Origin of the sequence: Halomonas sp. KO116 (assembly GCF_000734975.2) — a bacterium.
Taxonomy (GTDB): domain Bacteria; phylum Pseudomonadota; class Gammaproteobacteria; order Pseudomonadales; family Halomonadaceae; genus Vreelandella; species Vreelandella glaciei.
In genome coordinates, this window is sequence record NZ_CP011052.1 from 1,977,344 (window position 1) to 2,002,310 (window position 24,967).

25 protein-coding genes and 1 riboswitch are annotated in these 24,967 nt (G+C 55.1%); of the genes, 19 read left to right on the plus strand and 6 right to left on the minus strand.

Going from position 1 to position 24,967, the window contains the following annotated elements; translation table 11 throughout:
* Position 1 precedes the first annotated feature (1 nt).
* The 5 genes from dgoD to edd all read right to left on the minus strand — a co-directional run bounded on the left by dgoD (position 2) and on the right by edd (position 5,922).
* Positions 2 to 1,150, minus strand: a complete 1,149-nt coding sequence (dgoD, locus tag KO116_RS09120; protein ID WP_035557077.1) for a galactonate dehydratase — start codon at positions 1,148 to 1,150, stop codon at positions 2 to 4.
* A 43-nt stretch (positions 1,151 to 1,193) separates the two neighbouring features.
* Positions 1,194 to 1,913: a FadR/GntR family transcriptional regulator gene (locus tag KO116_RS09125; protein WP_035557078.1), complete on the minus strand. Its 720-nt coding sequence runs from the start codon at positions 1,911 to 1,913 to the stop codon at positions 1,194 to 1,196.
* A gap of 184 nt (positions 1,914 to 2,097) precedes the next feature.
* Positions 2,098 to 3,045: a carbohydrate kinase family protein gene (locus KO116_RS09130; protein WP_035557080.1), complete on the minus strand. Its 948-nt coding sequence runs from the start codon at positions 3,043 to 3,045 to the stop codon at positions 2,098 to 2,100.
* A 22-nt stretch (positions 3,046 to 3,067) separates the two neighbouring features.
* On the minus strand, positions 3,068 to 4,033 hold the full coding sequence (gene glk, locus KO116_RS09135) for a glucokinase (protein WP_035557082.1): 966 nt from the start codon (positions 4,031 to 4,033) through the stop codon (positions 3,068 to 3,070).
* On the minus strand, positions 4,033 to 5,922 hold the full coding sequence (edd, locus tag KO116_RS09140) for a phosphogluconate dehydratase (RefSeq protein WP_035557084.1): 1,890 nt from the start codon (positions 5,920 to 5,922) through the stop codon (positions 4,033 to 4,035). Before edd ends, glk begins: the two co-directional genes overlap by 1 nt.
* A gap of 282 nt (positions 5,923 to 6,204) precedes the next feature.
* Between edd and cobT the strand changes: the two genes are divergently transcribed.
* The 12 genes from cobT to KO116_RS09200 all read left to right on the plus strand — a co-directional run bounded on the left by cobT (position 6,205) and on the right by KO116_RS09200 (position 17,247).
* Positions 6,205 to 7,254 carry a nicotinate-nucleotide--dimethylbenzimidazole phosphoribosyltransferase gene (gene cobT / locus KO116_RS09145; protein ID WP_035557086.1) on the plus strand — a complete coding sequence of 350 codons (1,050 nt, stop codon included), beginning with the start codon at positions 6,205 to 6,207 and terminating at the stop codon, positions 7,252 to 7,254.
* A gap of 2 nt (positions 7,255 to 7,256) precedes the next feature.
* The gene (locus KO116_RS09150; RefSeq protein ID WP_235272536.1) at positions 7,257 to 7,943 is read left to right on the plus strand and encodes an adenosylcobinamide amidohydrolase; all 687 of its coding nucleotides are present in this window, start codon (positions 7,257 to 7,259) and stop codon (positions 7,941 to 7,943) included.
* Positions 7,940 to 8,944, plus strand: a complete 1,005-nt coding sequence (gene cbiB / locus KO116_RS09155) for an adenosylcobinamide-phosphate synthase CbiB (protein ID WP_035557090.1) — start codon at positions 7,940 to 7,942, stop codon at positions 8,942 to 8,944. Before KO116_RS09150 ends, cbiB begins: the two co-directional genes overlap by 4 nt.
* Positions 8,941 to 10,044: a threonine-phosphate decarboxylase CobD gene (cobD, locus tag KO116_RS09160; RefSeq protein ID WP_035557092.1), complete on the plus strand. Its 1,104-nt coding sequence runs from the start codon at positions 8,941 to 8,943 to the stop codon at positions 10,042 to 10,044. The genes cbiB and cobD overlap by 4 nt, the downstream gene beginning before the upstream one ends.
* Positions 10,028 to 10,579 carry a bifunctional adenosylcobinamide kinase/adenosylcobinamide-phosphate guanylyltransferase gene (locus tag KO116_RS09165; RefSeq protein WP_035557094.1) on the plus strand — a complete coding sequence of 184 codons (552 nt, stop codon included), beginning with the start codon at positions 10,028 to 10,030 and terminating at the stop codon, positions 10,577 to 10,579. The genes cobD and KO116_RS09165 overlap by 17 nt, the downstream gene beginning before the upstream one ends.
* Positions 10,580 to 10,595: 16 nt before the next feature.
* Positions 10,596 to 11,366 carry an adenosylcobinamide-GDP ribazoletransferase gene (cobS, locus tag KO116_RS09170; RefSeq protein ID WP_035557096.1) on the plus strand — a complete coding sequence of 257 codons (771 nt, stop codon included), beginning with the start codon at positions 10,596 to 10,598 and terminating at the stop codon, positions 11,364 to 11,366.
* On the plus strand, positions 11,303 to 11,956 hold the full coding sequence (locus KO116_RS09175; RefSeq protein ID WP_035557098.1) for a histidine phosphatase family protein: 654 nt from the start codon (positions 11,303 to 11,305) through the stop codon (positions 11,954 to 11,956). Before cobS ends, KO116_RS09175 begins: the two co-directional genes overlap by 64 nt.
* A complete protein-coding gene (locus KO116_RS09180) occupies positions 11,908 to 12,333 on the plus strand; it encodes a bifunctional adenosylcobinamide kinase/adenosylcobinamide-phosphate guanylyltransferase (protein WP_035557100.1) in 426 nt (141 codons plus the stop codon). Before KO116_RS09175 ends, KO116_RS09180 begins: the two co-directional genes overlap by 49 nt.
* Before the next feature lie 67 nt (positions 12,334 to 12,400).
* Positions 12,401 to 12,636: riboswitch (cobalamin riboswitch) on the plus strand.
* A 145-nt stretch (positions 12,637 to 12,781) separates the two neighbouring features.
* Entirely contained in the window at positions 12,782 to 14,602 is a 1,821-nt protein-coding gene (locus tag KO116_RS09185; RefSeq protein ID WP_035557102.1) for a TonB-dependent receptor domain-containing protein, read from the plus strand.
* Positions 14,583 to 15,506, plus strand: coding sequence for a cobalamin-binding protein (locus KO116_RS09190; RefSeq protein WP_035557104.1), 924 nt, complete (start codon positions 14,583 to 14,585; stop codon positions 15,504 to 15,506). Before KO116_RS09185 ends, KO116_RS09190 begins: the two co-directional genes overlap by 20 nt.
* Positions 15,506 to 16,477, plus strand: a complete 972-nt coding sequence (locus KO116_RS09195) for a FecCD family ABC transporter permease (RefSeq protein WP_035557107.1) — start codon at positions 15,506 to 15,508, stop codon at positions 16,475 to 16,477. The genes KO116_RS09190 and KO116_RS09195 overlap by 1 nt, the downstream gene beginning before the upstream one ends.
* The gene (locus KO116_RS09200; RefSeq protein ID WP_035557110.1) at positions 16,477 to 17,247 is read left to right on the plus strand and encodes an ABC transporter ATP-binding protein; all 771 of its coding nucleotides are present in this window, start codon (positions 16,477 to 16,479) and stop codon (positions 17,245 to 17,247) included. Before KO116_RS09195 ends, KO116_RS09200 begins: the two co-directional genes overlap by 1 nt.
* Before the next feature lie 3 nt (positions 17,248 to 17,250).
* On the opposite strand, the gene KO116_RS09205 is transcribed toward KO116_RS09200, so the two are convergent.
* Complete coding sequence (locus KO116_RS09205) at positions 17,251 to 18,141, minus strand: NAD-dependent epimerase/dehydratase family protein (protein ID WP_035557113.1); 891 nt, start codon at positions 18,139 to 18,141, stop codon at positions 17,251 to 17,253.
* 140 nt (positions 18,142 to 18,281) lie between these two features.
* Here KO116_RS09205 and KO116_RS09210 point away from each other — a divergent pair, with 140 nt between their 5' ends.
* The 7 genes from KO116_RS09210 (at position 18,282) to KO116_RS09240 (ending at position 24,751) form a co-directional block, all read left to right on the plus strand.
* Positions 18,282 to 19,595: a cobyrinate a,c-diamide synthase gene (locus KO116_RS09210; protein ID WP_035557116.1), complete on the plus strand. Its 1,314-nt coding sequence runs from the start codon at positions 18,282 to 18,284 to the stop codon at positions 19,593 to 19,595.
* An 88-nt stretch (positions 19,596 to 19,683) separates the two neighbouring features.
* Positions 19,684 to 20,124 carry a YtoQ family protein gene (locus KO116_RS09215; protein WP_035557119.1) on the plus strand — a complete coding sequence of 147 codons (441 nt, stop codon included), beginning with the start codon at positions 19,684 to 19,686 and terminating at the stop codon, positions 20,122 to 20,124.
* A gap of 34 nt (positions 20,125 to 20,158) precedes the next feature.
* Positions 20,159 to 20,770, plus strand: coding sequence for a cob(I)yrinic acid a,c-diamide adenosyltransferase (gene cobO, locus KO116_RS09220; RefSeq protein ID WP_035557122.1), 612 nt, complete (start codon positions 20,159 to 20,161; stop codon positions 20,768 to 20,770).
* A gap of 466 nt (positions 20,771 to 21,236) precedes the next feature.
* A complete protein-coding gene (locus tag KO116_RS09225) occupies positions 21,237 to 21,446 on the plus strand; it encodes a BrnA antitoxin family protein (protein ID WP_035557123.1) in 210 nt (69 codons plus the stop codon).
* A 564-nt stretch (positions 21,447 to 22,010) separates the two neighbouring features.
* Positions 22,011 to 22,910, plus strand: coding sequence for an FRG domain-containing protein (locus tag KO116_RS09230; RefSeq protein ID WP_045812109.1), 900 nt, complete (start codon positions 22,011 to 22,013; stop codon positions 22,908 to 22,910).
* Between the two features lie 112 nt (positions 22,911 to 23,022).
* Positions 23,023 to 24,078 (plus strand): DUF262 domain-containing protein, encoded by a 1,056-nt coding sequence (locus KO116_RS09235; RefSeq protein ID WP_035557124.1) that lies wholly within the window; start codon positions 23,023 to 23,025, stop codon positions 24,076 to 24,078.
* A complete protein-coding gene (locus KO116_RS09240) occupies positions 24,068 to 24,751 on the plus strand; it encodes an MAE_28990/MAE_18760 family HEPN-like nuclease (RefSeq protein ID WP_035557126.1) in 684 nt (227 codons plus the stop codon). Before KO116_RS09235 ends, KO116_RS09240 begins: the two co-directional genes overlap by 11 nt.
* Positions 24,752 to 24,967: the final 216 nt, after the last annotated feature.

Here is a 24,967-nt window from a genome sequence, read left to right on the forward strand (position 1 = left end):
CTTACCACTCCGCAATTGAACCGTCTTCATGCGTCCAAACCGGGTTACGCCAGCGGTGACCGACCTTAGCGCGCTCCTCAACAAACTCTTCGTTGATCTCAACGCCAAGCCCTGGGCCTTGGGGAATGGCGCAGAAACCGTCTTCAATGGCGAGGGCAGATTTATCGACCAAGTAGTCGAGGACATCGTTGCCCTGGTTGTAGTGAATACCCATGCTCTGCTCTTGAATAAAGGCGTTGTGGCTGACCGCATCCAGCTGTAGCGATGCGGCCAGCGTTAACGGACCGAGCGGGCAATGGGGCGCCAGGGCGACATCGTAGGCCGAGGCCAGGGCGTTAATCTTTAGCCCCTCGCTGATCCCGCCGCAGTGGGAAATGTCGGGCTGAATAATGTCGATCATGCCGTCGGCCAGCAGGTCGCGGAACTGGAAGCGGGTGTGCAGCCGTTCCCCGGTGGCCAGCGGGTAGCCCAGACCACCGGCAATATCCTTCAGGCAAGGCAAGTGCTCCGGGGCGACCGGCTCTTCCACGAACATCGGGTGAAAAGGCTCCAGCTCGCGCAGCAGTGCTTTGGCCATTGGCCGATGTACGCGGCCATGAAAGTCGATACCAATGCCGATATCCGGGCCCACGGCGTTTCGCGCTTCCGCGACTCGTGCTACTGCTTCATCAATCTTGCGATGGGAATCGACAATTTGCAGTTCGGGCGTCCCGTTCATCTTGAAAGCGGTAAAGCCTTTTTCGACCAGGGCCTTGGCACCAGCGCCCACATCGCTCGGGCGGTCGCCACCGGTCCAGGCGTACATGCGCATTTTGTCGCGCACGGCACCGCCTAGCAGCTGGTGAACGGGTACACCCAGATCGCGGCCTTTAAGATCCCATAGCGCCTGGTCAATACCGGCAATCGCGCTCATCAGAATAGGACCACCACGATAAAAACCGGCGCGATACATGATGTTCCAAAGATGCTCAATGCGGTGCGGGTCTTGGCCGATCAAGTAGTCAGAAAGCTCATGCACAGCGGCTTCAACGGTTGCCGCGCGGCCTTCAATCACCGGTTCACCCCAGCCGTAGCAGCCTTCGTCAGTCTCAATTTTAAGGAACAGCCAGCGCGGAGGAACTTGCCAGGTCTTGAGTTTGGTAATTTTCATGTTCGGTCATCCTTCTGAATAGGAAGTCTTCATTGCGTAATTGTCAGCTGACGATGCCAAGGTCGATGGCCGTGCGGCGCAGCACTTCTCTGGCGGCAGTTTCCGCGCTACTGATGTCGCGATGACGGATGGCATCAAGTACCTGGCGGTGGCGGGCTAGGCTGTCATCTAAGGTGTCGGTGCGATCCTGCGAGCGGTGTATCAGCGCCATGATAGAAGGGCGCAGTAAATGGCCCATTTGCCGCCAGACCAAATTATGGCTGGCCCGGTAGGTAGCATCGTGAAAGGCAACATCGTATTCGACATGCTCAGCACGCGCTTCAACACTGCCTGCCGTGCGCTCCATGCCCGCAAAGGCACTCTCCAGACGTTCAAGATCCTCGGTATTGGCTGCCTGGGCAGCGAGCCCTGCCACCACCGGTTCGGCTGAATAACGAAAGGCGTAAATGGCCCTGACCAGCTGTGGGTCAAGGTTGACCAGGCCGGTCATCCATTCGCTCATCAGTGGGTCAAGCAAGTGCCACTCACCCAGCTCTCTTACTAGCGTGCCACGGCCCGCGGTGCGCTCTAGTAGCCCGGCTGCGGTCAGGCTGGTTAGCGCGTTACGTACCTGATTACGGCTGACCGCAAAGTGTTGGCCGATATCCAGCTCACGTGGAAAGATGTCACCCGGTTGCCAGTGACCTGCCAGCAGTGCCTGAGCGAGTAAACGCGCTAACTGTTCAGCACCACCCTGATGGGGAGGCAAGGCGTCCAACGTCATGGCGGATCTCGTCAATGGCCGTATTGCCCTCAGTCTATTAAATGTCTGACATTTCTACAAGCAAGCTCCTTTAGACATAAGTACGAGCTAAAAGGCTGTCTAGTAACCCTACGTGCGGACATAAAAAAAATGGCGCGTCTGAAGCAGGCGCGCCATTTAATTAATGCTTATGTGTTTTTACTGACTAATCAATATCGGCTCGGGTCGGCAGTGCGGCGTAGGCGCCCGGTCGAGTGACGGCGTGCGCACCGCAGCGGCAGGCAGTATCCACTGCCCGATGCAGGAAGTCGCTATCATTGTGCCAGCTTTCATTGATGCCATGGGCCGAAAGCTCCGCTAACAGCCCGCCAATAAAGGCATCGCCGCCAGCGGTGGTATCGACCGCTTCAACGTTGGGTGGCGCGATGCGCTGGTCGACGCCGACGCCTTTGAGAATGACCTCATTAGGACCGTCGGTAATCAAGATGACTTTTACACCTGCCGCCAGCCGCTCTGATAGCCACGATTCTGCAGGATGATCGGCGCGCAAGTAGTCGAGCTCTTCCTGTGACAGCTTGAGCAGCTCAGCACCGTCTAGCAGTTGCGTAACTAGGCTGGCATCGGCTTCGCCGCCGGGCCACAGGTTGTGGCGCAGGTTGGCATCGACGCTGATCAGGCAACCTGCGCGCTTGGCCATGGTGGCCATCGCCAGGGTAACGTCGGCGATCTCTGGGTCGGTTAGGCTGTTACTGCATAAGTGCAGAATGGCGGGGTTCTCGAAGACGCTATGGGGTAAATGCTCAAGGCGATAAAGCAGGTCAGCAGCGGGCGGGCGATAGAAATCAAAAGTCCGTTCGCCCACGTCATCACGGGAAACAAACGCCAGCGCCGTGCGCGACTGTTTAGTGAATTCAACGCCGCTGGTGTCTACGCCATGGCTGTTGAGTTCGCGCACAATGAAGTGCCCAAACGTATCGTCGCCCACCATGCCTAAAAATTGGCTAGGAACGCCCAAGCGGGCGCAGGCGACCGCCACGTTTGCGGGTGCACCGCCAGCATAGGGGGTAAAGGTTTCCTGGGTGTCCGTGGCTGCCCCTAAACGGCTGGAGAGCATATCGACCAGCGCTTCCCCAAACGCGATGACTGGTGTCATCAGTGACTCCTTATTAATATTATTAGAAAACTTCTTCGTTATGCAGCGCCTCGGCGGCACCTAATAAGCCGATCCAAGGGGCGGTAACCACCCATATTGGAATATCAGCATTATAGGTACCCATGCGGCCTTTATTGATAAAGGCCGTGCGCAAGTCGCTCTTGGGCAACCAGTCAAGCAAGCGCGGAAGAATACCGCCACACAGATAAACACCGCCCCTTGCGCCCATGGTCAAGGTGGTATCACCGCACACATCACCCAGAATTTTGAGAAAGCGAAGTAGGGCAGCAGTGGCGAGGCTATCGCCTTCATTGGCGGCTTTGGTGACATCCGCCGGGCTAGCTAAGCATGGCTCAGCACCTTCAAACGTGCAGTAGGCTTGATAAAGTTCTAACAAACCCTGGCCGCATAAGACTCGCTCTACACTGATTCGCGTACGACGCTGTTTAAACACGTCCACAATCGCTCGCTCGGTATCATCCGTGGGTGCGAAGGTGACATGGCCGCCTTCGGTAGGCAGTGGAATCCAGGCGCGCTGGCCGGGGAATACCCCGGCAACGCCTAGCCCCGTGCCAGGCCCGATGACAAGGCGTGTGGCGTGCGCTTGAGAATTGCCCGGCTGGACTTCGACCAATTCACTGGCAGCGACATGAGGCACACCCAGCGCCTGGGCGGTAAAGTCGTTAATCACCTTGAATAGTGAAAGATTCAGCTGTTGCTGAACGTCGCTTTTCAAAAAGTCCCAGTGGTTGTTGGTCATTTTGACCCGCTCAGCGTGAACAGGGCAGGCGAAGGCTAAGCACGCCTCTTGAGGCGCGTTTTCACCGGTGGCGCCCACACGGTTCAAGTAGTCTTGAACCGCTTCTACAACACCAGGGTAGTCGGCGCAGGGTAGGTTCAAAATATCGTGTGGGGTTATTTCACCGGGAGAGACCAACGCCAAACGTGCGTTGGTTCCCCCGATATCGCCGATCAGCGCCGGTCGCATCAGGCATCCTCTTCTGAGATTTGCCCCTGCTGACGGGCGAGATCATCGGCTTCAAAGCCACCGAATACACCAGCGCCTTCTTCACCGCGCATGGCCAAGTGGCGGAAGCCGCCAAACAGCTCGCGACCCAAGCCCACGTGGTAGTGATCCAGGTTACCGATGACCAGTTGCCGATCAGCCCAGGTGGCGGGATCGACTTTGGCTTCCAGCGTACCGGCATTGGCATCCAGGCGCACAATATCGCCATCGCGCAGTTTAGCCAGTGGGCCACCATCCAGGGCTTCCGGACTCATGTGGATAGACGCCGGTACCTTGCCTGATGCGCCCGACATGCGGCCATCGGTGACCAGCGCCACTTTATAGCCGCGGTCCTGCAGCACGCCCAGGAACGGCGTTAGTTTATGTAGCTCGGGCATGCCGTTAGCTTTGGGGCCCTGGAAGCGTACAACCACGATGACATCGCGGTCTAAATCGCCAGACTCAAAAGCCGCTTTCATTTCATTTTGATCTTCGAAGATTTTTACCGGCGCTTCAACAATGCGATGCTCTTCGGCGACTGCGGATATTTTAATCACACCGCGTCCCAGGTTGCCTTTCATCACCGTTAAACCACCCGTTGCCGCGAAGGGCGTAGCGACAGGGCGCAGAACGTCTTCATCAAGGCTTTTTTCGGGGCCTTCATGCCAGACGACTTTGCCATCTTCCAGGAACGGTTCCTGGGTGTAAGCGGTGAGGTCGGTGCCGAAAACAGTGGGGATATCGCCGTGTAACAAGCCAGCGCCCAGCAGCTCGCGGAACAGGTAGCTCATGCCGCCCGCCGCCTGGAAGTGGTTAATATCCGCCTGGCCGTTAGGGTAAACCTGCATCAGGCTGGGCGTAACTGCCGAAAGGTCGGTGAAGTCATCCCAGTTCAGGGTAATGCCCGCAGCGGCGGCCATGGCGATCAGGTGCATCGTATGGTTGGTTGAACCACCGGAAGCCAGCAAACCCACCACGGCGTTAACAATCGCGCGCTCATCAATCTGTTTAAAGAACGGGCGATAGTCGCCGCCGGGTTCGGTGTTACGGATGGCCTGCTCTGTGGCGTAGCGGGTCAGTGCTTCGCGCATCTCGGTGCCAGGGTTTACAAAAGAAGTGCCGGGCAGGTGTAGGCCCATCACCTCCATCATTAGCTGGTTGGAGTTGGCGGTGCCGTAGAAGGTGCAGGTGCCGGGGCTGTGGTAGGACTCCGACTCGGCTTCAAGCAGCTCGGCGCGGCCCACTTTACCTTCTGCGTAGAGTTGGCGGACGCGCGCCTTCTCTTTGTTAGGCAGGCCGCTGGGCATTGGGCCCGCGGGGACAAACATGGCGGGCAGATGCCCAAAGCGTGCGGCAGCGATGAAAAGGCCTGGAATTATCTTGTCGCATACACCCAGATAAAGGGCAGCATCAAACATATTGTGCGAGAGGCCAACGGCAGCGGACATGGCAATCACATCGCGAGAAAACAGGGAAAGTTCCATCCCCGGCTGGCCTTGAGTCACACCGTCGCACATGGCGGGCACGCCACCGGCAAACTGGGCGGTTGAGCCCATGGCACTGGCGGCTGCTTTAATCGTTTCAGGAAACGTCTCAAACGGCTGGTGCGCCGAGAGCATATCGTTGTAAGACGATATAATCCCTAAGTTGGCGCTGTTCATCAGCTTGAGTTCGTTCTTATCACGCGGGTTACAGGCCGCGAAACCGTGGGCCAGGTTGCCACAGCTTAGTTCGGCACGGTGCACACCACGTTTGTGCTGGTCAGCCATGCGCCGCTCATAGAGGGCGCGCCGCTCAGCAGAGCGCTCACGAATGCGCTGGGTAACCTCAGCAACGGTAGGGTTTAAAGTGGCAGGTGTTGAGCTCGGCATAGGGACCTCTGCGTGATAGAGACGGTGAGTGAAGCTTGTAGTTATTTTACATTTTTTGGCGTCGATATAAGAGACTTTACGGCAATAAAAACAGCAATTGTAGTTTTATTACCCGAATTTGGTGTGCAGGTACCAGCACACCAAGAAGCATAGATATATCTAGAAGACCCTGAAAGGGTGGAAGATCGGTCAATGAAATAGCAAGTATAGCACTCCGGCTTTTGCTACCATTTTGTGCTTTGCCTTTGAACGTTTGATTACCCCTACCGACTCGGAGCTTGCATGCACGCCATTGTTGACCACATTCAGTCAGTTGATCTCAATGCCGGTGAAGAGACGTGTCGCTACTTGGATACGCTGACCAAGCCGCCAGGTAGTTTGGGTGGTTTAGAAGAGTTAGCCATCCAACTCAGCGCCATCGCCGGCGAGCTCAAGCCCAACGTGACGCCGCCTGCGGTCATCGTATTTGCTGCGGATCATGGGGTGGCTGCTGAGGGTGTCTCCGCGTTTCCGCAAGAAGTGACCGCGCAGATGGTTGCCAATTTTGCCAATGGCGGGGCGGCGATTAATGTCTTTGCGCGGCAGATCAATGCATTTGTTGAGATAGTCGATGTTGGCGTGGCTTCGACGTTAACACTGCCTGGTGTGACCTCTGCCAAGGTGCGCCACGGCACCGCCAATATGGTGGACGAAGACGCGATGCATCCGGCTGAAGCCATTGAGGCTATTAATGTGGGTGTGGCGGCCGTGGAACGAGCAAAAAGGGCGGGTGCCAAATGCATTATTGTGGGTGAAATGGGCATTGCCAATACGACTGCTAGCAGCGCGATATTAGCGGTACTAACGGGGGAGACGGTGGCAAGCGTGGTCGGCGCGGGGACTGGAATTGCCCCCCAGCAGCAGGCGCACAAAGTGGCAGTGATTGAACGCGCTATCGCTGCGCGTAACGCTGATCCCCAAGCCCCTCTAGAGGTGCTGGCAAAGCTAGGCGGCCTGGAAATTGCCGCTATGACCGGCGCTTATTTGGCAGCAGCTGCCCAACGCTTACCCGCCATTGTGGATGGCTTTATTGCCACTGTCGCCGCGCTCACCGCCTGCCGACTCTGCCCCGCATTGCGTGGCTACCTGATGTTTGGCCATCGCTCCCAGGAGCCAGGCCACGATGTAGCGTTAAAAGCGCTGGAGGCCAAGCCCCTGCTCGATATGGGCATGCGGCTTGGCGAAGGCAGCGGCGCGGCGCTGGCGTATCCATTGCTGCAAGCAGCGGCAGCGATGATGGCAGAAATGGCTACTTTCACAGATGCCGGTGTAAGTGATAAAGCCACCCTATGAGCATGCTGGAGAGACTTCCCTTTAGTCAGCCATTAACGCTCTCGCAAAGCGAGCAGTGCTTGGCGATAACCTCTCAGTTACCCTTGCGCACGCTGAGCAGCGCCCTGATAGGCGATGGTTTTGGCAGCAAGCAGCACTTCGCCAATTTTCATGTTGATTACCGTTACGATGGGCGCGCTCCCAAGGCAGATCTTAGCGCCTGGCTGGGTGGCATGGGTATGCCCGCTTCATCGGTCGCGATGATGACCGCAGTGCGTTTAAGCAACGCCTCCATTGTCAGCATGCCATTAGCGCAGCTAGACCATGGCGTTATGGCGCTGGTGACAGCGGGAGCGGGCAATGCGGTGGATATCACCGCACTTCACTCACAGGATCCCCGCTTAGTAGCAGGCACTATCAACGTTTTTGTATTTGTCGATGCCCACCTGACCGACGGTGCGCTGGTGAATGCGTGCTTGTCGATTACGGAGGCCAAGGTTCAGGCGCTCTATATGGCTGGCGTTATCGATACACATAGCGGTACAGCGGCTACCGGCACGTCGACGGATTGTGTCTGTATGGCAGCTACCCAGCGCGGAGAATTGTCTCCCTATGCAGGTTCAGGAACGGTTCTGGGTCGAGCAATTGGAAGGGCGGTGTATCAGGCAACGCTGAACTCGCTAGCCAGTGCTAACGAGATGCCCCTATGAACATACCTTTCGCGCTATCAAGTATCGTCATGGTGATGCTTGCGATAGCGATTGATTTAGTGGTTGGCGATCCGCGCTCAATACCGCATCCAGTGGTGCTCATCGGGCGGTTTATCAGCAGTTTTGAGCGGCTTTGGAATCGCGGTACGGCCCAACAGCGCAGAGTCAGTGGCTTCCTGCTAACCATTATTGTCGTTGGCGGCGTATGGGGAGTTAGCTGGCTGCTGCTCTTGGTGCTAACGCAGTTGCATCCCGGTTTGGCACTGATCGTTGAGCTTTGGCTGCTCTCCACCACGCTTGCTATTAAAGGACTGGGCGATGCAGCCCGTTCCGTGGTTGCGCCGCTGACCAAAGGTGATTTGCCTTCCGCACGCCAGGCGCTAGGGATGATTGTCGGCCGGGATACGCAAAACTTAGATGAAGCGGAGATTGCACGGGGCACGGTGGAAACCGTGGCGGAGAATACCGTTGACGGCATTACCGCGCCGCTGTTTTTTGCGCTTATCGGCGGGGCGCCACTAGCGCTGGCGTATAAGGCGGTGAATACCCTGGATTCGATGGTAGGCTACAAAAACGAGCGCTTCACTGACTTTGGTTTTGCTTCCGCGAAGCTGGACGATGTAGCCAACTGGATTCCGGCACGCTTAACGGCGCTGTGTTTATGGCTCGCAGGCTTGTTACTCAGTGCGTCAGGCGTATTGAAACTGCGCTGGCGAGGCGTACTGCGCGGTACCTGCCAGGATGCGCCGCGTCACCCGAGCCCTAACGCCGGTTGGCCGGAGGCCATGGTCGCCCGGTTGCTAGGGGTGCAACTGGGCGGCACCAATTTCTATCAGAGCGTGGCTTCCCATCGTGCCACTCTGGGCGAGCCGCTTGAAGTACTTGAGGTTATGCATATCAGTGCCACAATTCGATTGATGCACGGCGCTTGGGTGCTATTTCTTTTGCTGTCAGTGGGCGTGATCGCTGGGCTAATATTGACTCTTCAGGGGCGTTTATGAGCACACCCGTATGGCCCAGCCATGGCGGCCAAGCCGAGGCACTGCTTGCCCATTTTGAGCTGCCTGCCGATCATCGCCTGGAAGATTTTAGCGCCAACCTCAACCCGCTGGGGCCGCCCGCATGGGTGCGCGATTGGCTAACGCGACAGCTATCGGGCCTTGGACACTATCCAGCGCCCGATTATTCAGCTGCGCGTCAGGCCATCGCCACCCATCACCAGCTTCAGCCCGAACAGGTGTTACTGACGAATGGCGGCGCTGAAGCAATTTTTCTAGCCGCTGCACTGCATGCCGGCCAACGGGCGGCGATTATTACCCCGAGCTTTGGCGAATATGCCCGCGCCTCTCGCGCCCATCGGCTTTCAATCAACGAGATTCCGCTGTCCCCACAGGATTTCAGTCTGGATATTGATGCACTGCTGGCAGCATTAAGCGACACCGATGTGCTGTTTCTATGCCGCCCCAATAATCCTACCGCGACGCTAATAGACTTCTCGACCATGGTGGTCTTGCTGGAGCACACCGCTGCTCTTAATTGTCGGGTGGTGGTCGATGAAGCCTTTATCGATATGGTGGGTAACATCCAAGATGAGGCATCACTGACAACGTTATTGGCACGCTACCCGCATCTGATCTTGCTGCACTCCATGACCAAATTTTATACCCTGCCGGGTCTCCGGTTGGGCTACCTGCTGGCGGATGCGGCCACGGTTCAAGCGGCACAGGCCCACCAACCGCCGTGGAGTGTCAATCACTTAGCGGCGGAACTGGTAGCGCCACTACTGGCGGATGATGCGTTTACCCGACGCACTCAGCGGTGGTGGGCCAGTGAGCACCCACGCATGGCACAAGCGCTTGCTCAATTGGGGCTGGAAGTGTTGCCCAGCCAAGCGTGCTTTTTCCTGCTCCGCCCTGGGGCCGAACAGCGTGCAAGCGGCATCACTAGTGACATACTGCTTGAGCGCCTGTTGCGCCGAGGCGTACTGGTGCGCCATACGCATAACTTTGCCAGGCTTAATGGTGAATGGCTGCGAGTGGCGCTACGCGACGAGCCCGCCAATCGACGCTTGATAAAGGTGCTGAATGATTGTCTTCGTTAGCGGTGGTGCGCGTTCAGGTAAAAGCGATGTCGCCGAGCAGCAGGTTGTCAATGCAGCGGGCCGTTCGCCCTGTTACTACTTAGCCACCGCAGACGTATACGACGCCGAAATGGCCGCGCGCGTGGCCCGTCATCGCCAATCCAGACAAGAGGAATGGCAGGGCGCTCAGTGGAAAACACTGGAAGAGCCACTTGCCATTGATCAAGCAATCGCCAAAGTGCCCAATGGTAGCGCCGTGCTGCTGGATTGCTTAACGCTTTGGGCCAGCCAAGTGCTGTATGCCAGTGAGCTAAGCGAAGAGGAGGGCTTGGCACTGCTGGCAAGCGCACTTGTGGATGCCCGAGCGCAAAGCCTTTATCTCGTGATTGTCTCCAATGATATCAACGAAGCGCTGCCTCCCTCGGATGCTGAAACCTGGCGTTATCTGGCGTTTCTTCAACACCTTCACTGTCGGCTGGCAGCAGAGGCGGACTCGGTAATAGAAGTGGTGGCGGGGTGCGTCATTGATTGGAAGTCCGCAAAGGCATTTTGTTAATGGAGGAGCTGTCGATTTGAGAAATGCCCTGTTCGGTCTTCTGCTTGCGCTGCAGTTCCTTACCCGCGTCCCTATTCCAATAACCGTACCCTGGATACCTGATACCCGACGCTGGGCAGTACGCGCCTATCCGTTAGTGGGGCTGTTGATTGGCACCGTGCTAGCAGTGGTAGCGTTGGGGATGCACAACGTTCCCGCGCCGATCACCGCGCTGACATTGCTAAGCATTTGGGTGGCGATTTCGGGCGGGCTGCATTTAGACGGCGTAATGGATATCGCCGATGCGCTAGGCAGCAATCAGCCCCTGGCGCGCCGCTGGGAAATCATGAAAGACCCGCAAATCGGCAGCTTTGGTATGTTGGCGCTGGTGTTTCTGCTTGCCTGGAAGGGCGTGCTGTTGTGGGCATTGCTGGCTTATCATGCACCCTGGTGGTGGCTATTAGTCTTCCCCGCGCTAGGGCGCTGGGCAGGTGTGGCGTTACTGGTGCTGACTCCCTGCACACAACAGAAGGGCTTGGCCTGGAGCTGGCAGCAGTCGCTTAGCGGCCAAGACGTAGCGCTTGCGCTGGTGCCGCTGGCGTTGATCGCCCTACTAGCGCCCGCGATAGTGTTGATGGTGCTAATGGTCACTGTTTTTGTGTTACTAATCCGCTGGCTAATGCTGCGACTGTTTAACGGAATTAACGGCGATATGCTAGGCGCCACCATCGAAGGGGGAGAGCTTTGGCTACTGATCTTACTGTGGAGCTGGTGGCAGTTCGCCACGGTATCACCGCTTGGAATTTAGAACGTCGTTATCAAGGACAGCGCGATATTCCGTTGCTGTTTCCCGAGGCTGAAGCTGGGCTTCTAGCACTGCGCGACGCGTTGGTGGATGAGCGGTTTGATGCCATCTACTCAAGCGACCTTAACCGCTGCCAGCAAACCCTGGCGTGGGCAGAAGTTACTAAGGCTGGCGTGCCACTCACTCTTGAACCACGCCTGCGGGAACTCGATTTTGGCGAGTACGAAGGCAAGGTTTACAACGAACTAAAAGACTTACCTCACTACCGTGCCTGGATTGATAGCGTGGGCGAGCTACAAATTCCCGGTGGCGAATCGGCGGCTCAACTGCGCGAGCGCCTGGATGCCTGGCTTTATGATTTGGCGACCAATGCGCGTGCCGATGGTCACAAAAAGATACTGGCCGTCACCCACGGAGGCGTGATCCGTGAGCTGCGTCGCCGTTTTGAGACGATCCACTTCTGGGACGGTACCGTGCTTCAAGCGCAAGGAAGACGCTGGCAGCTTATTTTTCAAAAAGACGAACATGGCAAAGGGGAATGGCAATGCAGCTCTTCATCGGCGGTGCCTGCGCTGGCAAACGCGACGCCGTAATTGCTCGCTTTCCCGCAGCGCAGTGGTGGCGGCTTGATGCTGCGCAGCCTTTCAGCGATAGCCAGCAAGCGCTAGTAGCCAATACGCCGCTGATTATCACCGGCGTACTTGAGTGGCTTGGCGTAGCCCTTGAACGTGATGATAACGATGCCCTGCGCCAGCAGTGGCAGCGCGATATGGCAGCACTATGCCAGCGCGCCGACGAGCTAAACGCGGCGTTAATCATGATCGCCAGCGAAGTAGGCCGTGGGATAGTGCCCATGGAACCAGGGCAGCGGCGCCTGCGTGATCTCAATGGCTGGTTCACCCAAGACGCCACCGCCCAAGCTGAGCAGGTGTGGTATGTGCGCCATGGGTTGGTGATGGCGGTTAAGTAGCCACTGGTCGCTTTCCTGTGCGGGATACCCCGCTCCAATTCAATTGACCTCCCTTGGTCAAGTTGCTAGTTTACGCCCACTCTCAGGTGCTAGCGGTTAAACAGCCGCTAGTGAAACGGGAAGTTGGTGAACGCCTCGCGTGATTCCAACGCTGCCCCCGCAACGGTGATCGAGATAAGAACGGCTAATACGCCACTGTGCTTTTGCACGGGAAGGTGGTCGTTCGGAAAAGAGTGGCTCTGCTCTTGCTAGAGACGCCTTTCGCTCGTCAGCCCGGAGACCGGCCCGAGAGTAATGGTTCTAACTGAACCACACCATGCCGAGACGCGGAGGGCGTTCTTAGGGCAGTGAACGGTGGCGCAACGCTATCGTTACTCCCTTGTTTTGCCCTGTGCTCGGTCAAAAAAACTGCGTTGTGCGGGTGAGCACGGCGAGCAAGGGATCTCACATGAACCACCGTTTTCACACCACCGCCAAACGGGCGGCGTTTTGTATGGCTGCGTTACCGCTAGCCATCTCCTTTTCTGCCCAGGCCCAATATGCCGAAGCGACGACCGAATTAGCCGCGCTAGATCCCGTCGTTGTGACTGCTGCGTTAGCCCCTCGTACCGCTAATGAGAGTCTCTCTTCCGTTAGCGTATTGGATGAAGCCACTTTTCGCCGCCAAGACCCTACCAGTCTGACGGATCTTCTGCGCGGCCAGCCAGGCGTAGATGTCACTAGCAACGGCAGCTTTGGCAAAAGCAGCAGCGTTTATCTGCGTGGTGCGCCCAGCGATGCCTCCGTACTAATGATTGATGGCATTCGCCTGCGCTCTGCCACGGCGGGCGGTGCCGCGTTTCAGTATTTAGATCCACGTATGTTTGACCGCGCGGAAATCGTGCGCGGGCCACGCGGTAGCCTTTACGGTGCAGATGCGGTCGGCGGTGTTATTCAGCTCTTTACGCCTGATGGTGATGAAGAGGGTCCGCAACCCAGAATTTCAGTCGGCGGTGGCTCATTTAATACCCAGCGGTTAAGCGCAGGCGTTTCTGGCCGCGAGGGAGGAACGCGCTACAGCTTTGCCGGTAGTCATTTCAATACCGACGGCCAGCCCATTCGACGGGGGGGGGAAGACAAAGGCTACGACAACACGTCTGCGCTGGCCCGCGTTGCGCATACCTTTGAAAGCGGTGCTGAGGTTGGTGTGCTGGCGCTGCGCGCTCGTGGTAACAACGAATATGATGGCGGAGAGAATGACTTCGTCCAGCAGGTGGCAGGTATTTACGGCGAACTGCCGATAACCGATACCTGGCAAAGTCGTCTAACGCTTAGTGAAGCCCGTGATGAGCTGGACACCATCGATAATTTCGGTGGTTCGGTGATTGATACCCGCACCCAAACCGCCCGCTGGCAGAACAATTTTCAGTTTGGCGCTCACGAATTGATCGCTGGCGCTGAAATCAGCGAAGATCGCGTTTCAAGCACCAACGATTTTGATGTCACCCGTCGCGATAACACCGCTGTGTTTACGCAAGGGCTACTCGACTTTTCGCCGTTCGCCATTCAAGCAAGCCTGCGTTACGACGACAACGAAGCTTATGGCGATGAAGTCACCGGCAGTTTGGCGTTGGGTTACGACCTGGATAATTATCATACGCTGCGTGCTAGCGTAGGCACCGCCTTTAAAGCGCCAAGTTTTAACGACCTTTATTGGCCGAATTCGGGCAATCCTGATCTCAATCCTGAAACGTCTGAAACCGTTGAAGTGGGCGTTCGCGGCCAATACAACCAGTGGTTTTGGGATTTGGCCGCCTTCCAAAATGACTACGATGATTTGATTGCTTGGGCACCGACGTCCAGCGGATTATGGGCGCCGCAAAACGTCAATCATGCGCGTATTCGCGGTGCTGAGCTTTCCAGTGGTGTCGAAGTCAGCGACTGGACTCTGCAAGCTGCGTTGACCTACCTGGACCCAGAGGACAAGGATACCGGCAACCGGTTAGCCCGCCGCGCCACCCAAAGTGTACGTTTGGATGCCGACCGCGAGCTTGGTGATTGGTCGCTGGGTGGTTCCTTAGTGGCGCAGAATCACCGCTACGACGATGCCGCCAATACCCAGCGCTTGAATGGCTATGGGCTGATTAACCTGCGGGCGGGCTGGCAGTTTGCGCCTCTCTGGACGGCGCGTGTTACGGTAGAAAATGCCTTTGATAAAGAGTATGAAACGACGAGTGATTACATTAACGCCGGCCGAGCAGGGTTCTTGAGTGTTCACTTTGGCCAATAGAAAAAATGGCTTAACGCGCGGGGCGCTGGGCCTCGCGCTGCTATTGATGCCTACGGTTGCCCCGGCACACGACCACTCGCGTTGCGCAGTGGATGATCGTGACCGTGAGGTCTGTCTTTACAATGCCGCTCAGCGCATTGCTACTCTTTCCCCCGGCGCGACCGAGCTGACCTATGCGGCTGGCGCGGGGGATCAGGTAGTCGCCGTTGTCTCGTATAGCGACTATCCGCCGGAAGCTAAACAAGTAGCCTCGGTGGGTAGCCACACCCGAATTGATTTAGAAAAGCTGGTGGGCTTGGCGCCGGATTTAGTGATTGGCTGGGTAACCGGCAACCCCGCTGAACAGCTTGAAACCCTCGAAGCCTTGGGCATGCCGGTGTTCTATATTGAGCCTCGCGATATGGATGGCGTGGCCAGCGCCATCGAACGCCTGGCGCGGCTGGCGGGAACGGAAGTGGCCGGGCAGGCGGTGGCCGATAATTTCCGTACGACCATGAAGGCCTTGGAAGAGCGCTATCGAGACCGCGAGCCGGTCGCCACGTTCTACCAAGTGTGGGATGAGCCATTAATGAGCGTTAACGACCAGCACCTGATTGGCCAAGTGGTCGATATTTGCGGCGGTCAAAATGTGTTTGGCGAGCAAACGCGCCTTGTGCCGCGAATCGACGATGAAGCGGTACTGGCAGCCAATCCTGAAGCGATTGTGGCCGGGGGTATGGGCGAAGAGAACCGCCACTGGCTGACCCACTGGGAGCAGTACGCCAACTTGAAGGCGGTTGCGGAAGATAATCTCTTCTTTGTGCCGCCCTCGCTCATTCAGCGGCCCACGCCGCGCCTGATGGAAGGCACACAACTCCTCTGTGAAAAGCTCGACATCGCCCGCCAAAAACGTGAGCGCAGCTAATGCTAGCGCGCCTGGGTCTCCCGCTTAGCCTGCTATTACTAGCGGCGTTGGCAGCGCTACTCTTAGCGCTTGGCGTCGGCAGCGCTAAGATTTCTCCTGCGCAAATTTGGGACTTGTTGCAGGGCGAAGGCGATGCTTTGGCGCGCACTATGGTGATGGAGCTGCGCTTGCCCAGGGCGCTCTCGGCGTTTGCCGTGGGCGGTTTGTTGGCGGTAGCCGGTGCGCTAATGCAGGTGCTTCTGCGTAACCCTCTTGCGGACCCTTACGTGCTGGGCCTTTCAGGCGGTGCCTCCATAGGTGCACTGGCGGCCATGCTCGGTGGGCTCGGCGGGCTGGCGATTTCAAGCTCGGCGTTTGGCGGTGCACTATTTTCGACGTTTTTAGTCTTCGGCTTGGCCCACGGCAGCGGCGGCTGGACGCCTTCGCGGCTGCTGCTCACCGGCGTCGTCGTTGCCGCGGGGTGGGGCGCAGTGATTACGCTAATGCTGGCGTTAAGCCCCGCAGAGCGCCTGCCGGGCATGCTCTACTGGCTGATGGGCGATCTCTCCTATGCGCGCACCCCCTGGCCGCCGCTACTGCTGTTACTAGCCACCTGCGTGGTGTTGATTCCGCTTGGACGTAGCCTGAATGTGTTGGCCCGAGGCCCGCAGCAAGCCGCCGCGCTGGGTGTGGCGGTTCGGCCGCTTGAGTGGTGCATCTATGTTACCGCTAGCTTACTGACCGCCGCTGCAGTCACCACGGCTGGCAGCATTGGGTTTGTGGGTTTAGTGGTGCCGCATATGCTGCGTCTGCTGTTAGGTAACGATCAACGGCTGATACTGCCCGCCTGCGCACTGGCGGGCGGCACGCTGTTGGTGTTAGCCGATACCTTGGCGCGTACCATGATCGCCCCGGAACAGCTCCCCGTTGGGGTGATCACTGCGTTATTGGGCGTACCCACCTTCCTGTTTCTGCTCTACCGGAGCCGCTGATGAGCGTACTGGCTACCCGCGATCTCATCATCGATGTGCCCGGCCGCGAAGGCGGTACGTCGCTAAATATAACCATCGAGCCAGGGCAAGTGTGGGGCGTGTTAGGGCCTAACGGCGCGGGTAAAACGACGCTATTACACACCCTGGCTGGGCTTCAGGCGCCGCGTTCAGGCAGCGTAGAGCTTAACGATTTAGCGCTTGGTCAACTGCGCCGCCGCCACGTCGCTCAGCGATTGGGGTTGGTGTTTCAAGACCGCCAGGATGGCTTTCCCGCGACCGTGCTGGAAACCGCGCTGATTGGTCGTCACCCCTATCTTTCGCCTTGGCAGATGGAGGGCGCCGATGACTACGCCCGCGCGGAAGCCGCCTTGGAACGTATGGATGTAGCACACCTGGGTGACCGCTTGGTGAGCACGCTTTCCGGCGGCGAGCGCCAGCGGGTGGCGATTGCCACCGTTCTCACCCAGGCACCCAATGTGTGGCTGGCGGATGAACCGACTAACCATTTGGATCTACATCATCAGAGTGCCGTGATGGCGCTAATGGCAGATCAGGCCGCCCAGGGGCAGGCGGTCATCATGTGTTTGCATGACCTAAACCTTGCTGCCCGCTGGTGCGACCATGTGCTGCTGCTGTATCCCAACGGCGAGGCGTGCTGGGGCCCGCGGGATAGCATGCTGGTGCCCAGTGCGTTAGAAAGCCTCTACCGCCAAAAGCTAGCGGTGGTAGAGGTGGATGGCGCGCCGGTGTTTGTGCCGATAAAAGAGTAGTGCTTACTGCTCCAGCTCATCTCGCCAGGCGTGGCGGGGTGCGAAGCCGACCAGGCGGCGGGCTTTTTCGATGCTGTAGAAGGTCTCGAATTCGCCCATTTCGCGCTTGATGGGCACGCCGGTGTAGAAGCGCTCAATCACTTGGGCGTTGGTTAGGCCAACCGACAGATCGTCATTAGCAACGTTGAACACTTGATAGCCCAGGCCATCCGTTTTCAGGCAGCAATCGACCATCTGGCCCAGGTCGCGGGCGTCGATGTAAGCGAAAATGTTGCGGCGGCGCTGGGCGGGGTCATCCAGGTAGGCTGGAAAATTCTGACGGTACTCGTGGGGCTCGATAACGTTGTTGATGCGCAGGCCGTAGATGTCGATGCCTGAACGCGCCTGGAAGGAGCGCGCGGTCACTTCGTTGACCACCTTGCTCATGGCGTAGCTATCTTGAGGCACGGTGGGATGCTCTTCATCAACGGGGAGGTAGTCCGGTTTCTTCTCGCCATCGGCGAAACAGACGCCGTAGGTGGTCTCGCTGGAAGCGAAGATCACCTTGGGAATGCTCAGTTTGGTGGCGGCATCCAACACGTTGTAAGTGCTTAGCGTATTGATGCGGTAGGTCTCATTATCCGGCCGGTGCAGAATGGCTGGTATGGAGGCGAAATGAACAATGGCATCGTAACGCGGCACGCCGGTGCCTGGCTCAAGCTCATCGAACCCGGCGTAGGCCTGGCATGCATTGAATACCTGGCCAGCATCGGTCAGGTCGGTTTTCAGAGTAGTGATGCCGGGCACGTCAGACGTCACCCAATCCAGATTGGTGACTCGATGACCTTGATCGCGAAGATAAGCAGTGGCATGGCGGCCAGCTTTGCCACTGCCGCCAGTAAACAGAAGACGCATGCGGTAACCCCGGTTGGTGAAACGAAGCGGAACATAGAATCAAACGAAGACCTTCACCTTAGCAAAGAAAGGTTCGACCCGCCGACACTCAGCCCTGATCGCATGAAAATGGCTAACCACTAACAGTTAAAAGGATCGTTATGTTTCAGGGCAAAGCACACGCGGCGTTAATCAGCGCACCCGGCTCCGGCCAGGGGAAATCGATGGTCACCGCGGCGCTGGCACGGCTTCATCGCAATGCCGGGCTTAGCGTGCGTGTGTTCAAGCACGGCCCCGATTACCTTGACCCCATGATTCAGGAAGTGGCCTCCGGTCAGCCGGTGTATCAGCTTCACCCCTGGATGACCGGCGAAGAGGAGTGCCGCTGGCGCTTAGCCGAAGCCGCCCAGGAAGCAGATGTGATTCTGGTCGAAGGCTCCATGGGGTTATTTGATGGCTCGCCTTCCAGCGCTGATTTGGCAATCTTGGCAGGCATTCCCGCGCTGCCGGTGATTGATGCCTGGGGCATGGCGCAAACCTTTGGCGCAGTGGCGCAGGGCCTGGCCAACTACCATCCCGATCTTGCCATTCACGAAGTAATCGCCAACCGCGTCGGCAGCCCCGGCCACGGCAAACTTCTCGCCGACAGCATGCCGGAAGGCATTGCGCTGCTGGGGGCCATTCCCCGCAATGAGGCCATGAAAATTCCTGATCGTCATTTGGGCTTGGTGCAGGCCAGCGAGCTAAGCGGCCTGGATGCGCAGCTTGATGCCGCCGCCGAGGTGTTGAAAGAGGCGGGCTTAGGCCGGTTGCCCAAGTTGGTCACGCTTAGCGCGGGGTCGCCAACGCCGGTACCGGATTACCTTACTGGCTTGCGTATTGCGATTGCCCGAGACGACGCCTTTGCGTTTATCTACCGCGCCAATGTAGACGTGCTGCGCGCCATGGGCGCAGAAGTCAGCTTCTTTTCACCGCTTAATGATCGCCAGTTACCCGAATGCGATGCGCTCTGGTTGCCGGGCGGTTATCCCGAGCTTAACGCGGCGCGGCTGAGCGCCAACCACAACATGTTAGAAGCGATTCGCGCCCATCACCGCGCGGGCAAACCGATACTTGCAGAGTGCGGCGGCCTGATGGCCTGCGTTGAGCAGTTGGTGGATGGCGAAGGTGAATGCCACGCCATGCTCGGGCTTCTTAACGGCACCGCGAAAATGGCCGGTAAACTCACCGCGCTAGGATTGCAAAGCCTACACGCCGGGGCAGGCGAGCTACGCGGCCATACCTATCACCACTCGTTACTTGAAACCGCAATGACGCCGCTAGCACGCACCCGCAAACTGGCCGGTAGCGAAGCCGAGCCGATCTATCGCGAAGGCGGGCTGGTGGCGAGCTACTTCCACGGCTACTTCCCCTCTGCGCCCAAGCTGGTCGCGGATATTTTTACCGGGCAGCCGATTAGTATTAATAACGGCTAAGAGAATCTATGGAAGATTTTTCCATAAAATTGATCTGCGCTATGCTGTGTGGCTTTAACACCTGAACTCAATTAAGCAGGAGAACACCATGAGCTTTTACGTTTACCTTTCCGGCGAGATTCACACCGACTGGCGCGAAGAAATTCAGCGCGGCGCTGACGCAGCGGGTCTGGATATCGTGTTTACCGCCCCGGTAACGGACCACGCAGCCTCTGATGCCGCCGGTGACCACCTGGGTAAACCGGAGAATGGCTTCTGGCGTGATCACCAGTCATCCAAGGTCAACGCCATTCGCACCCGCACCATGATCGAGCAGGCCGACCTCGTTGTCGTTCGTTTTGGCGAGCAGTACAAGCAGTGGAACGCCGCTTTTGATGCTGGCTACTGCGCTGCCTTGGCCAAGCCCTACATCACGCTACACAGCGAAGACATCGTTCACCCGCTTAAAGAAGTCGACGCGCAAGCCCAAGCCTGGTGCACCACCACCGATCAGGTGGTTGAGACGTTGCGCTACGTACTAAAAGCCTGACCTTAAATAGAGAGCTTAATAAAGAGGACGCCCCATGCGCGAGAATGCCAAAACCCCCGAACGCCATGCCCAGCGCATGGCGGCCAAGCAGAAAATCATGAACGAGCGCATCGCCCGCGCCGATAAAGAGCAGGGCGTGCTGCTAGTGCTCACCGGCCCCGGTAAGGGCAAAAGCAGCTCTGGTTTTGGCATGCTCGCCCGTGCCTTAGGCCACGGTATGAAAGTCGGCGTGGTGCAGTTCATTAAAGGCGCGTTTAGTACTGGCGAAGAAGCGTTCTTTCGTAACCTGCCCAACGTGGATTACCACGTCATGGGGCAGGGCTACACCTGGGACACCCAAGACCGCGAACGCGATGTCGCCGCCGCCAACGCCGCCTGGGCAGAAGCTAAGCGCATGCTGCAAGATGAAAGCTACCACTTGATACTGCTCGACGAGCTCAACATCGCCCTGCGCTACGAGTATCTAGACCTCGATCAAGTACTCGACGACCTGCAAGCCCGCCCAGCAATGCAGCACGCCGTCGTCACCGGCCGCTACGCCCCACAACAACTTATCGACCTAGCCGACACTGTCACTGAAATGAAAGTAGTCAAACATGCTTTCAAAGACCAAGGCATTAAAGCCCAAAAGGGGGTAGAGCTTTAAGGGTGAGGTCAAAGGTAAGGTGTGAGGGGAAAGTAACTGAAGCTCCATTAACCTCTGGCTAGTGTTGTGGCTATGGCTATGTCTGTGTCTGTGGGAGGGAGCTTCAGCTCGCGATGATAAAACCACCGAGCTTAATCCACCGTAGCGCGGCGTAACACTTGGCGAGGAACGAGCCATAAGGCACCCGCGAAGGCAGCGCCAGCTGCCCTGATACAGCCCCGAAACCTGCATAACCACCAATACTAAACACGCCCTTTTAACTCTAATGTTGTAAAAGAGTGCATCTTAGATAAACATTTCTAAAATAACCCTTCCACAATACCAATAGCGCGGCGTAAGGTTTGGCGAGGAACGAGCCAAAGGGACTTGATACAGCACGATGACCCCTATGGTGGCTAAATAATCCGAATTATCTCAGCGCGTAAGGCGGATAAACGAGAGCGAAAAACTTACGAAGGGTATAGGCATGCGTGACCATTACGATTTTTCAGAGTCAGTTAAAGACCCATACGCTAAGAAGCTTAAAAAGCAGGTTACGATTCGGCTGGATGAAGATACCATCGCGTATTTCAAGAATCTGGCGGAAGAGAAAGACCTTCCCTATCAGAGCTTGATCAATCTTTATCTGCGCGACTGTGCCCAGTCACATAAAGACCTTAAGCTTGAGTGGAAATAAAAGGTGTACCACTACCGACCAGTTGATTGAAATCCTCTTTTACGTTCTCAAAGCCTAAGCCACAGCCCCGCCACTGCACTAGTGTTCTTCACCGGTGTTGTGGGAGGGAGCTTTAGCTCGCGAAGATCCAGCCACACAAACAGTCGAGCCCGATAGACTGCCAGGCCACAATCGTGGATGCGCTTCGCTTGCTATGCACTAAAAATAAAATTAAATCAAGTGATTGAAAACTCTAAGCGCGGCGTAACGCTTGGCGAGTAACGAGCCAAAAGGCACCCGCAGCGGCGACCCGGCGCGAAGGCAGCGCAGCTGCCCAAAGGTTGCTACAGCACAACTTTTCGGCAAGGGCGCGTGACCTAAGCCAAATTTATGAATAGAGTGTCATTAAACCCTCAAAATGAGCGCATGCGTGAATTTTGGATATACTGCATAAATATTATTATTTTCTTGCGAATCAGTTGATTAAGGCTATTTCGGCGCGCGATAAAAATGTTTGATAGCGCAGCGCGTCCATTCAATATCAGAATGCGCAGTCTAGTCATTGTTAGATTCTTATGAGGGTTCATGGCGATTACCTATAAGCAAGCTCAAAAACCGCACCAAGAACCTGAAGGTGCCATTCGCGTTGGTAGTGTCCGGACATTTATGGATGCTATCGAGAAGCTCGGTTCTGAGCGTGATTTTTTCAATTTTTTTCGAGGCCACTCGAATTTCAGTTATAAACTGCTACCAACCATATATCGGAACGAAGGTTGGATAAAAAACGAGGATGTTCTACATAAAGAATTGATACTGCGCTGCCCCTCTGATTTTGATCAGCATGCATCAACGTTCCAAACACTAGTGAAGATGCAGCACTATTCGCTCCCTACGAGGCTCCTAGATATCACGATGAATCCGTTGGCAGCGTTGTATTTCGCTTGTTCAAAAGGAGAAATACCGAACGAGGCGGGTGAAGTTGTCGTATTTCAAGTTCCAAAGCGAGAAGTCAAATATTACGATAGTGACACCGTATCGGTTATTGCTAATATTAGTCGGCGTCCTACTACCTTTGAAGTACCAGCACAGGGCTTATCGAAAGAAGAATTCAATAAGCAATCGGAAATTGGCTATTTGCTTCACGAGATAAAGAAAGAAAAGCCTTATTTTCAACCGGTAATTGTTTCAGAGCACTTAGAATCAACCGTATGTGTCAAGCCAATGATGGATAACTCGCGGATAATCAAGCAGGATGGAGCTTTCTTCCTCTTTGGGGTAAGCCGAAACAAAACTAGCCCCTCCCGAATCCCTAGTCGTTACGCCGTAACAACCGAGTCGCGCAGAATATTGGTCAAGCACGATGAAAAAGACAAAATTTTGGGGCAACTCGCTTCGTTAGGAATTACTGAGGCCAGTTTGTTCCCAGAGATTGATAGCGTTTCAAAACACCTTCGGCATCAATATAAAGAGTCGAATAAAATCTAAAAAATTACGACATCCGGACGACCATGAAATGGCCGCTGGTGCGCTCAGGCGTTAGAAGTCACTAAAAGAACCGTGTATGTGTATTTATATTTTCAAATGATAAGGAACTAAATTGGATATAGTTAAAGTGCAGGAACAGCTAGAGAAGAACAGAAGGTCTGTTGCTTTCGATAGCTACGACATTACGTTAAAGCAATTATACGATATGGTTTTGGAGGAAATGGTAGATATTGCTCCAGCATATCAACGTCATTTTGTGTGGGACAGTAAGAGACAGTCTGCATTGATTGAATCTCTATTCCTTGGCATACCTATACCTAGCCTGTTTATGGCAACCAATCGCGATGCATCTTGGGAAGTTATTGATGGATTACAAAGGCTTACAACGATATTGAATTTCATCGGTGAATCCGAGCAGCTGAGCCGCTTAAATATCAATCATAAAAAGCTCACGCTGTCAGGGCTTGAAAAATTAGACTCCATGAATGGCTTGAAATATGAAGATCTGCCTAAGTCAATGCAGTTTATGCTTCAAACCAGACCGTTACGGATAACTGTTCTGAACGATAGAAGCGACTTTAATGTCAGGTATGATTTGTTTGAGCGACTTAATACCGGGGGCGTTATTCTCCATGAGCAAGAAATAAGGAATTGTGTATACATTGGTGAGTTTAATGACTTTATAAAAGATTTGGCTGAAAATGATGATTTTCGATCGGTAGTGAAAATGACTGAAAATGCAGAGCGTTCTGGAAGTTATGAAGAGCTTGTTTTAAGGTTTTTTGCATACTACTATGATTCGGAATCATTTGTTCATAGTGTAAAAGAGTTTCTGAATGGCTATATGGAGAAGAAGACAAATAGTTTCAAAGATAAAAAACAGCTTAAAGAATTGTTCGAAAGTACTTTTGAAGCTTTAAATGAAAATTTGCCTGAAGGTGTTGTCAGAGGTGCAAGAAAAAACATTACGCCTATAGTTTTATACGAAGCTATCTCTGTAGGCTGTGCAAAAGCGATTAATAGCGGCGGGCAATATGACTTGAAGAACTTGCCGGAGCTTTTAAATAACGAAGAGTTAAAGAGGTACACAACTGGTGCAACTAATAGTAAAAAAATGCTTGGAAATCGGATAGCCTTGGTTAAGGGGCGGTTGCTAAATGCCGTTTAGTATAGCTCGCTCGAATACAAGAGAGAGGTTTAGCGAGGTTTTCGTATATTTAGCTTTTATTGAGTCAAATGAAGAGAGTGGTGCGGCTTCAATTGAGGTTAAGATATTGCGTGGATTATTCTATGTTCATTTGTATTCTGCGCTTGAAAAAGCGATTAACGAAACAATTGAGCAAACCATTTTGCTTGTAAAACAAGAAGGCGTAAAAAACAAACACTATAAAAACATATTTAACGTTATCTCGCTTAATTCTAAAATGCAGGCCTTTAAGCAGTGCAGGGGAAAAAGCTATTTTTCAAAATCAGCAGATGTTTTTGAAAGTTTGGAGTCAGAAGAAAGCTATGAGTTAAATGACACTGTCTTCTCAGAGAATCTCCAAAATATTTGGTACAAGACTATTCAAGAAGCAATTCGGAGTTTTGGCGCCACTCCGATATCTGTTGAACCGAGAGTAAGGTTGACTATTGATGAGCTTGTAGAAAAAAGGAATGCTGTTGCGCACGGGAGAGAAACACCCGTCTCAGTTGGAGAAAGGCATAGAGTAGAAGTCTTGAGAATAAAAGCCCAGGAAATTCAACTTGTTGTAGAGCAGTTTATATCGACTTTTGAGGATTATATTAGCAATAAAAAGTATATTGATCCTCTTTATTTAGATGATTACCGGCAGGCATAAATGGTTTCTAACAAGTATAGGTAAATCGACGCACATTACATTGCGCTTTTGGCTCCATTCCATGGGCGCGTATTCTGCAAGCGTTGAAGTTGTAGAAAAACTCCGTAGACGGCTAAGTTAGTTACCAATATCAGCTCCACCCCGGCACCTTGGAGCATGCGGTATATTATCTGATCGACGAGCACAACCTAGACTTATCCGTTTTCTATGCCCAGT

Excerpts from the sequence above, each read along its gene's own strand:
- KO116_RS09150 (WP_235272536.1), top strand. The coding sequence starts at position 7,257 with ATGCTGGAGAGACTTCCCTTTAGTCAGCCATTAACGCTCTCGCAAAGC.
- KO116_RS09210 (WP_035557116.1), top strand. The coding sequence starts at position 18,282 with ATGTTTCAGGGCAAAGCACACGCGGCGTTAATCAGCGCACCCGGCTCC.
- KO116_RS09225 (WP_035557123.1), top strand. The coding sequence starts at position 21,237 with ATGCGTGACCATTACGATTTTTCAGAGTCAGTTAAAGACCCATACGCT.
- cobD (WP_035557092.1), top strand. The coding sequence starts at position 8,941 with ATGAGCACACCCGTATGGCCCAGCCATGGCGGCCAAGCCGAGGCACTG.
- KO116_RS09185 (WP_035557102.1), top strand. The coding sequence starts at position 12,782 with ATGAACCACCGTTTTCACACCACCGCCAAACGGGCGGCGTTTTGTATG.
- KO116_RS09130 (WP_035557080.1), bottom strand. The coding sequence starts at position 3,045 with ATGACACCAGTCATCGCGTTTGGGGAAGCGCTGGTCGATATGCTCTCC.
- KO116_RS09205 (WP_035557113.1), bottom strand. The coding sequence starts at position 18,141 with ATGCGTCTTCTGTTTACTGGCGGCAGTGGCAAAGCTGGCCGCCATGCC.
- KO116_RS09165 (WP_035557094.1), top strand. The coding sequence starts at position 10,028 with ATGATTGTCTTCGTTAGCGGTGGTGCGCGTTCAGGTAAAAGCGATGTC.
- dgoD (WP_035557077.1), bottom strand. The coding sequence starts at position 1,150 with ATGAAAATTACCAAACTCAAGACCTGGCAAGTTCCTCCGCGCTGGCTG.
- KO116_RS09215 (WP_035557119.1), top strand. The coding sequence starts at position 19,684 with ATGAGCTTTTACGTTTACCTTTCCGGCGAGATTCACACCGACTGGCGC.
- cobO (WP_035557122.1), top strand. The coding sequence starts at position 20,159 with ATGCGCGAGAATGCCAAAACCCCCGAACGCCATGCCCAGCGCATGGCG.
- KO116_RS09180 (WP_035557100.1), top strand. The coding sequence starts at position 11,908 with ATGCAGCTCTTCATCGGCGGTGCCTGCGCTGGCAAACGCGACGCCGTA.
- cobT (WP_035557086.1), top strand. The coding sequence starts at position 6,205 with ATGCACGCCATTGTTGACCACATTCAGTCAGTTGATCTCAATGCCGGT.
- KO116_RS09240 (WP_035557126.1), top strand. The coding sequence starts at position 24,068 with ATGCCGTTTAGTATAGCTCGCTCGAATACAAGAGAGAGGTTTAGCGAG.
- KO116_RS09230 (WP_045812109.1), top strand. The coding sequence starts at position 22,011 with ATGGCGATTACCTATAAGCAAGCTCAAAAACCGCACCAAGAACCTGAA.
- KO116_RS09195 (WP_035557107.1), top strand. The coding sequence starts at position 15,506 with ATGCTAGCGCGCCTGGGTCTCCCGCTTAGCCTGCTATTACTAGCGGCG.
- edd (WP_035557084.1), bottom strand. The coding sequence starts at position 5,922 with ATGCCGAGCTCAACACCTGCCACTTTAAACCCTACCGTTGCTGAGGTT.
- glk (WP_035557082.1), bottom strand. The coding sequence starts at position 4,033 with ATGCGACCGGCGCTGATCGGCGATATCGGGGGAACCAACGCACGTTTG.
- KO116_RS09200 (WP_035557110.1), top strand. The coding sequence starts at position 16,477 with ATGAGCGTACTGGCTACCCGCGATCTCATCATCGATGTGCCCGGCCGC.
- cbiB (WP_035557090.1), top strand. The coding sequence starts at position 7,940 with ATGAACATACCTTTCGCGCTATCAAGTATCGTCATGGTGATGCTTGCG.
- KO116_RS09125 (WP_035557078.1), bottom strand. The coding sequence starts at position 1,913 with ATGACGTTGGACGCCTTGCCTCCCCATCAGGGTGGTGCTGAACAGTTA.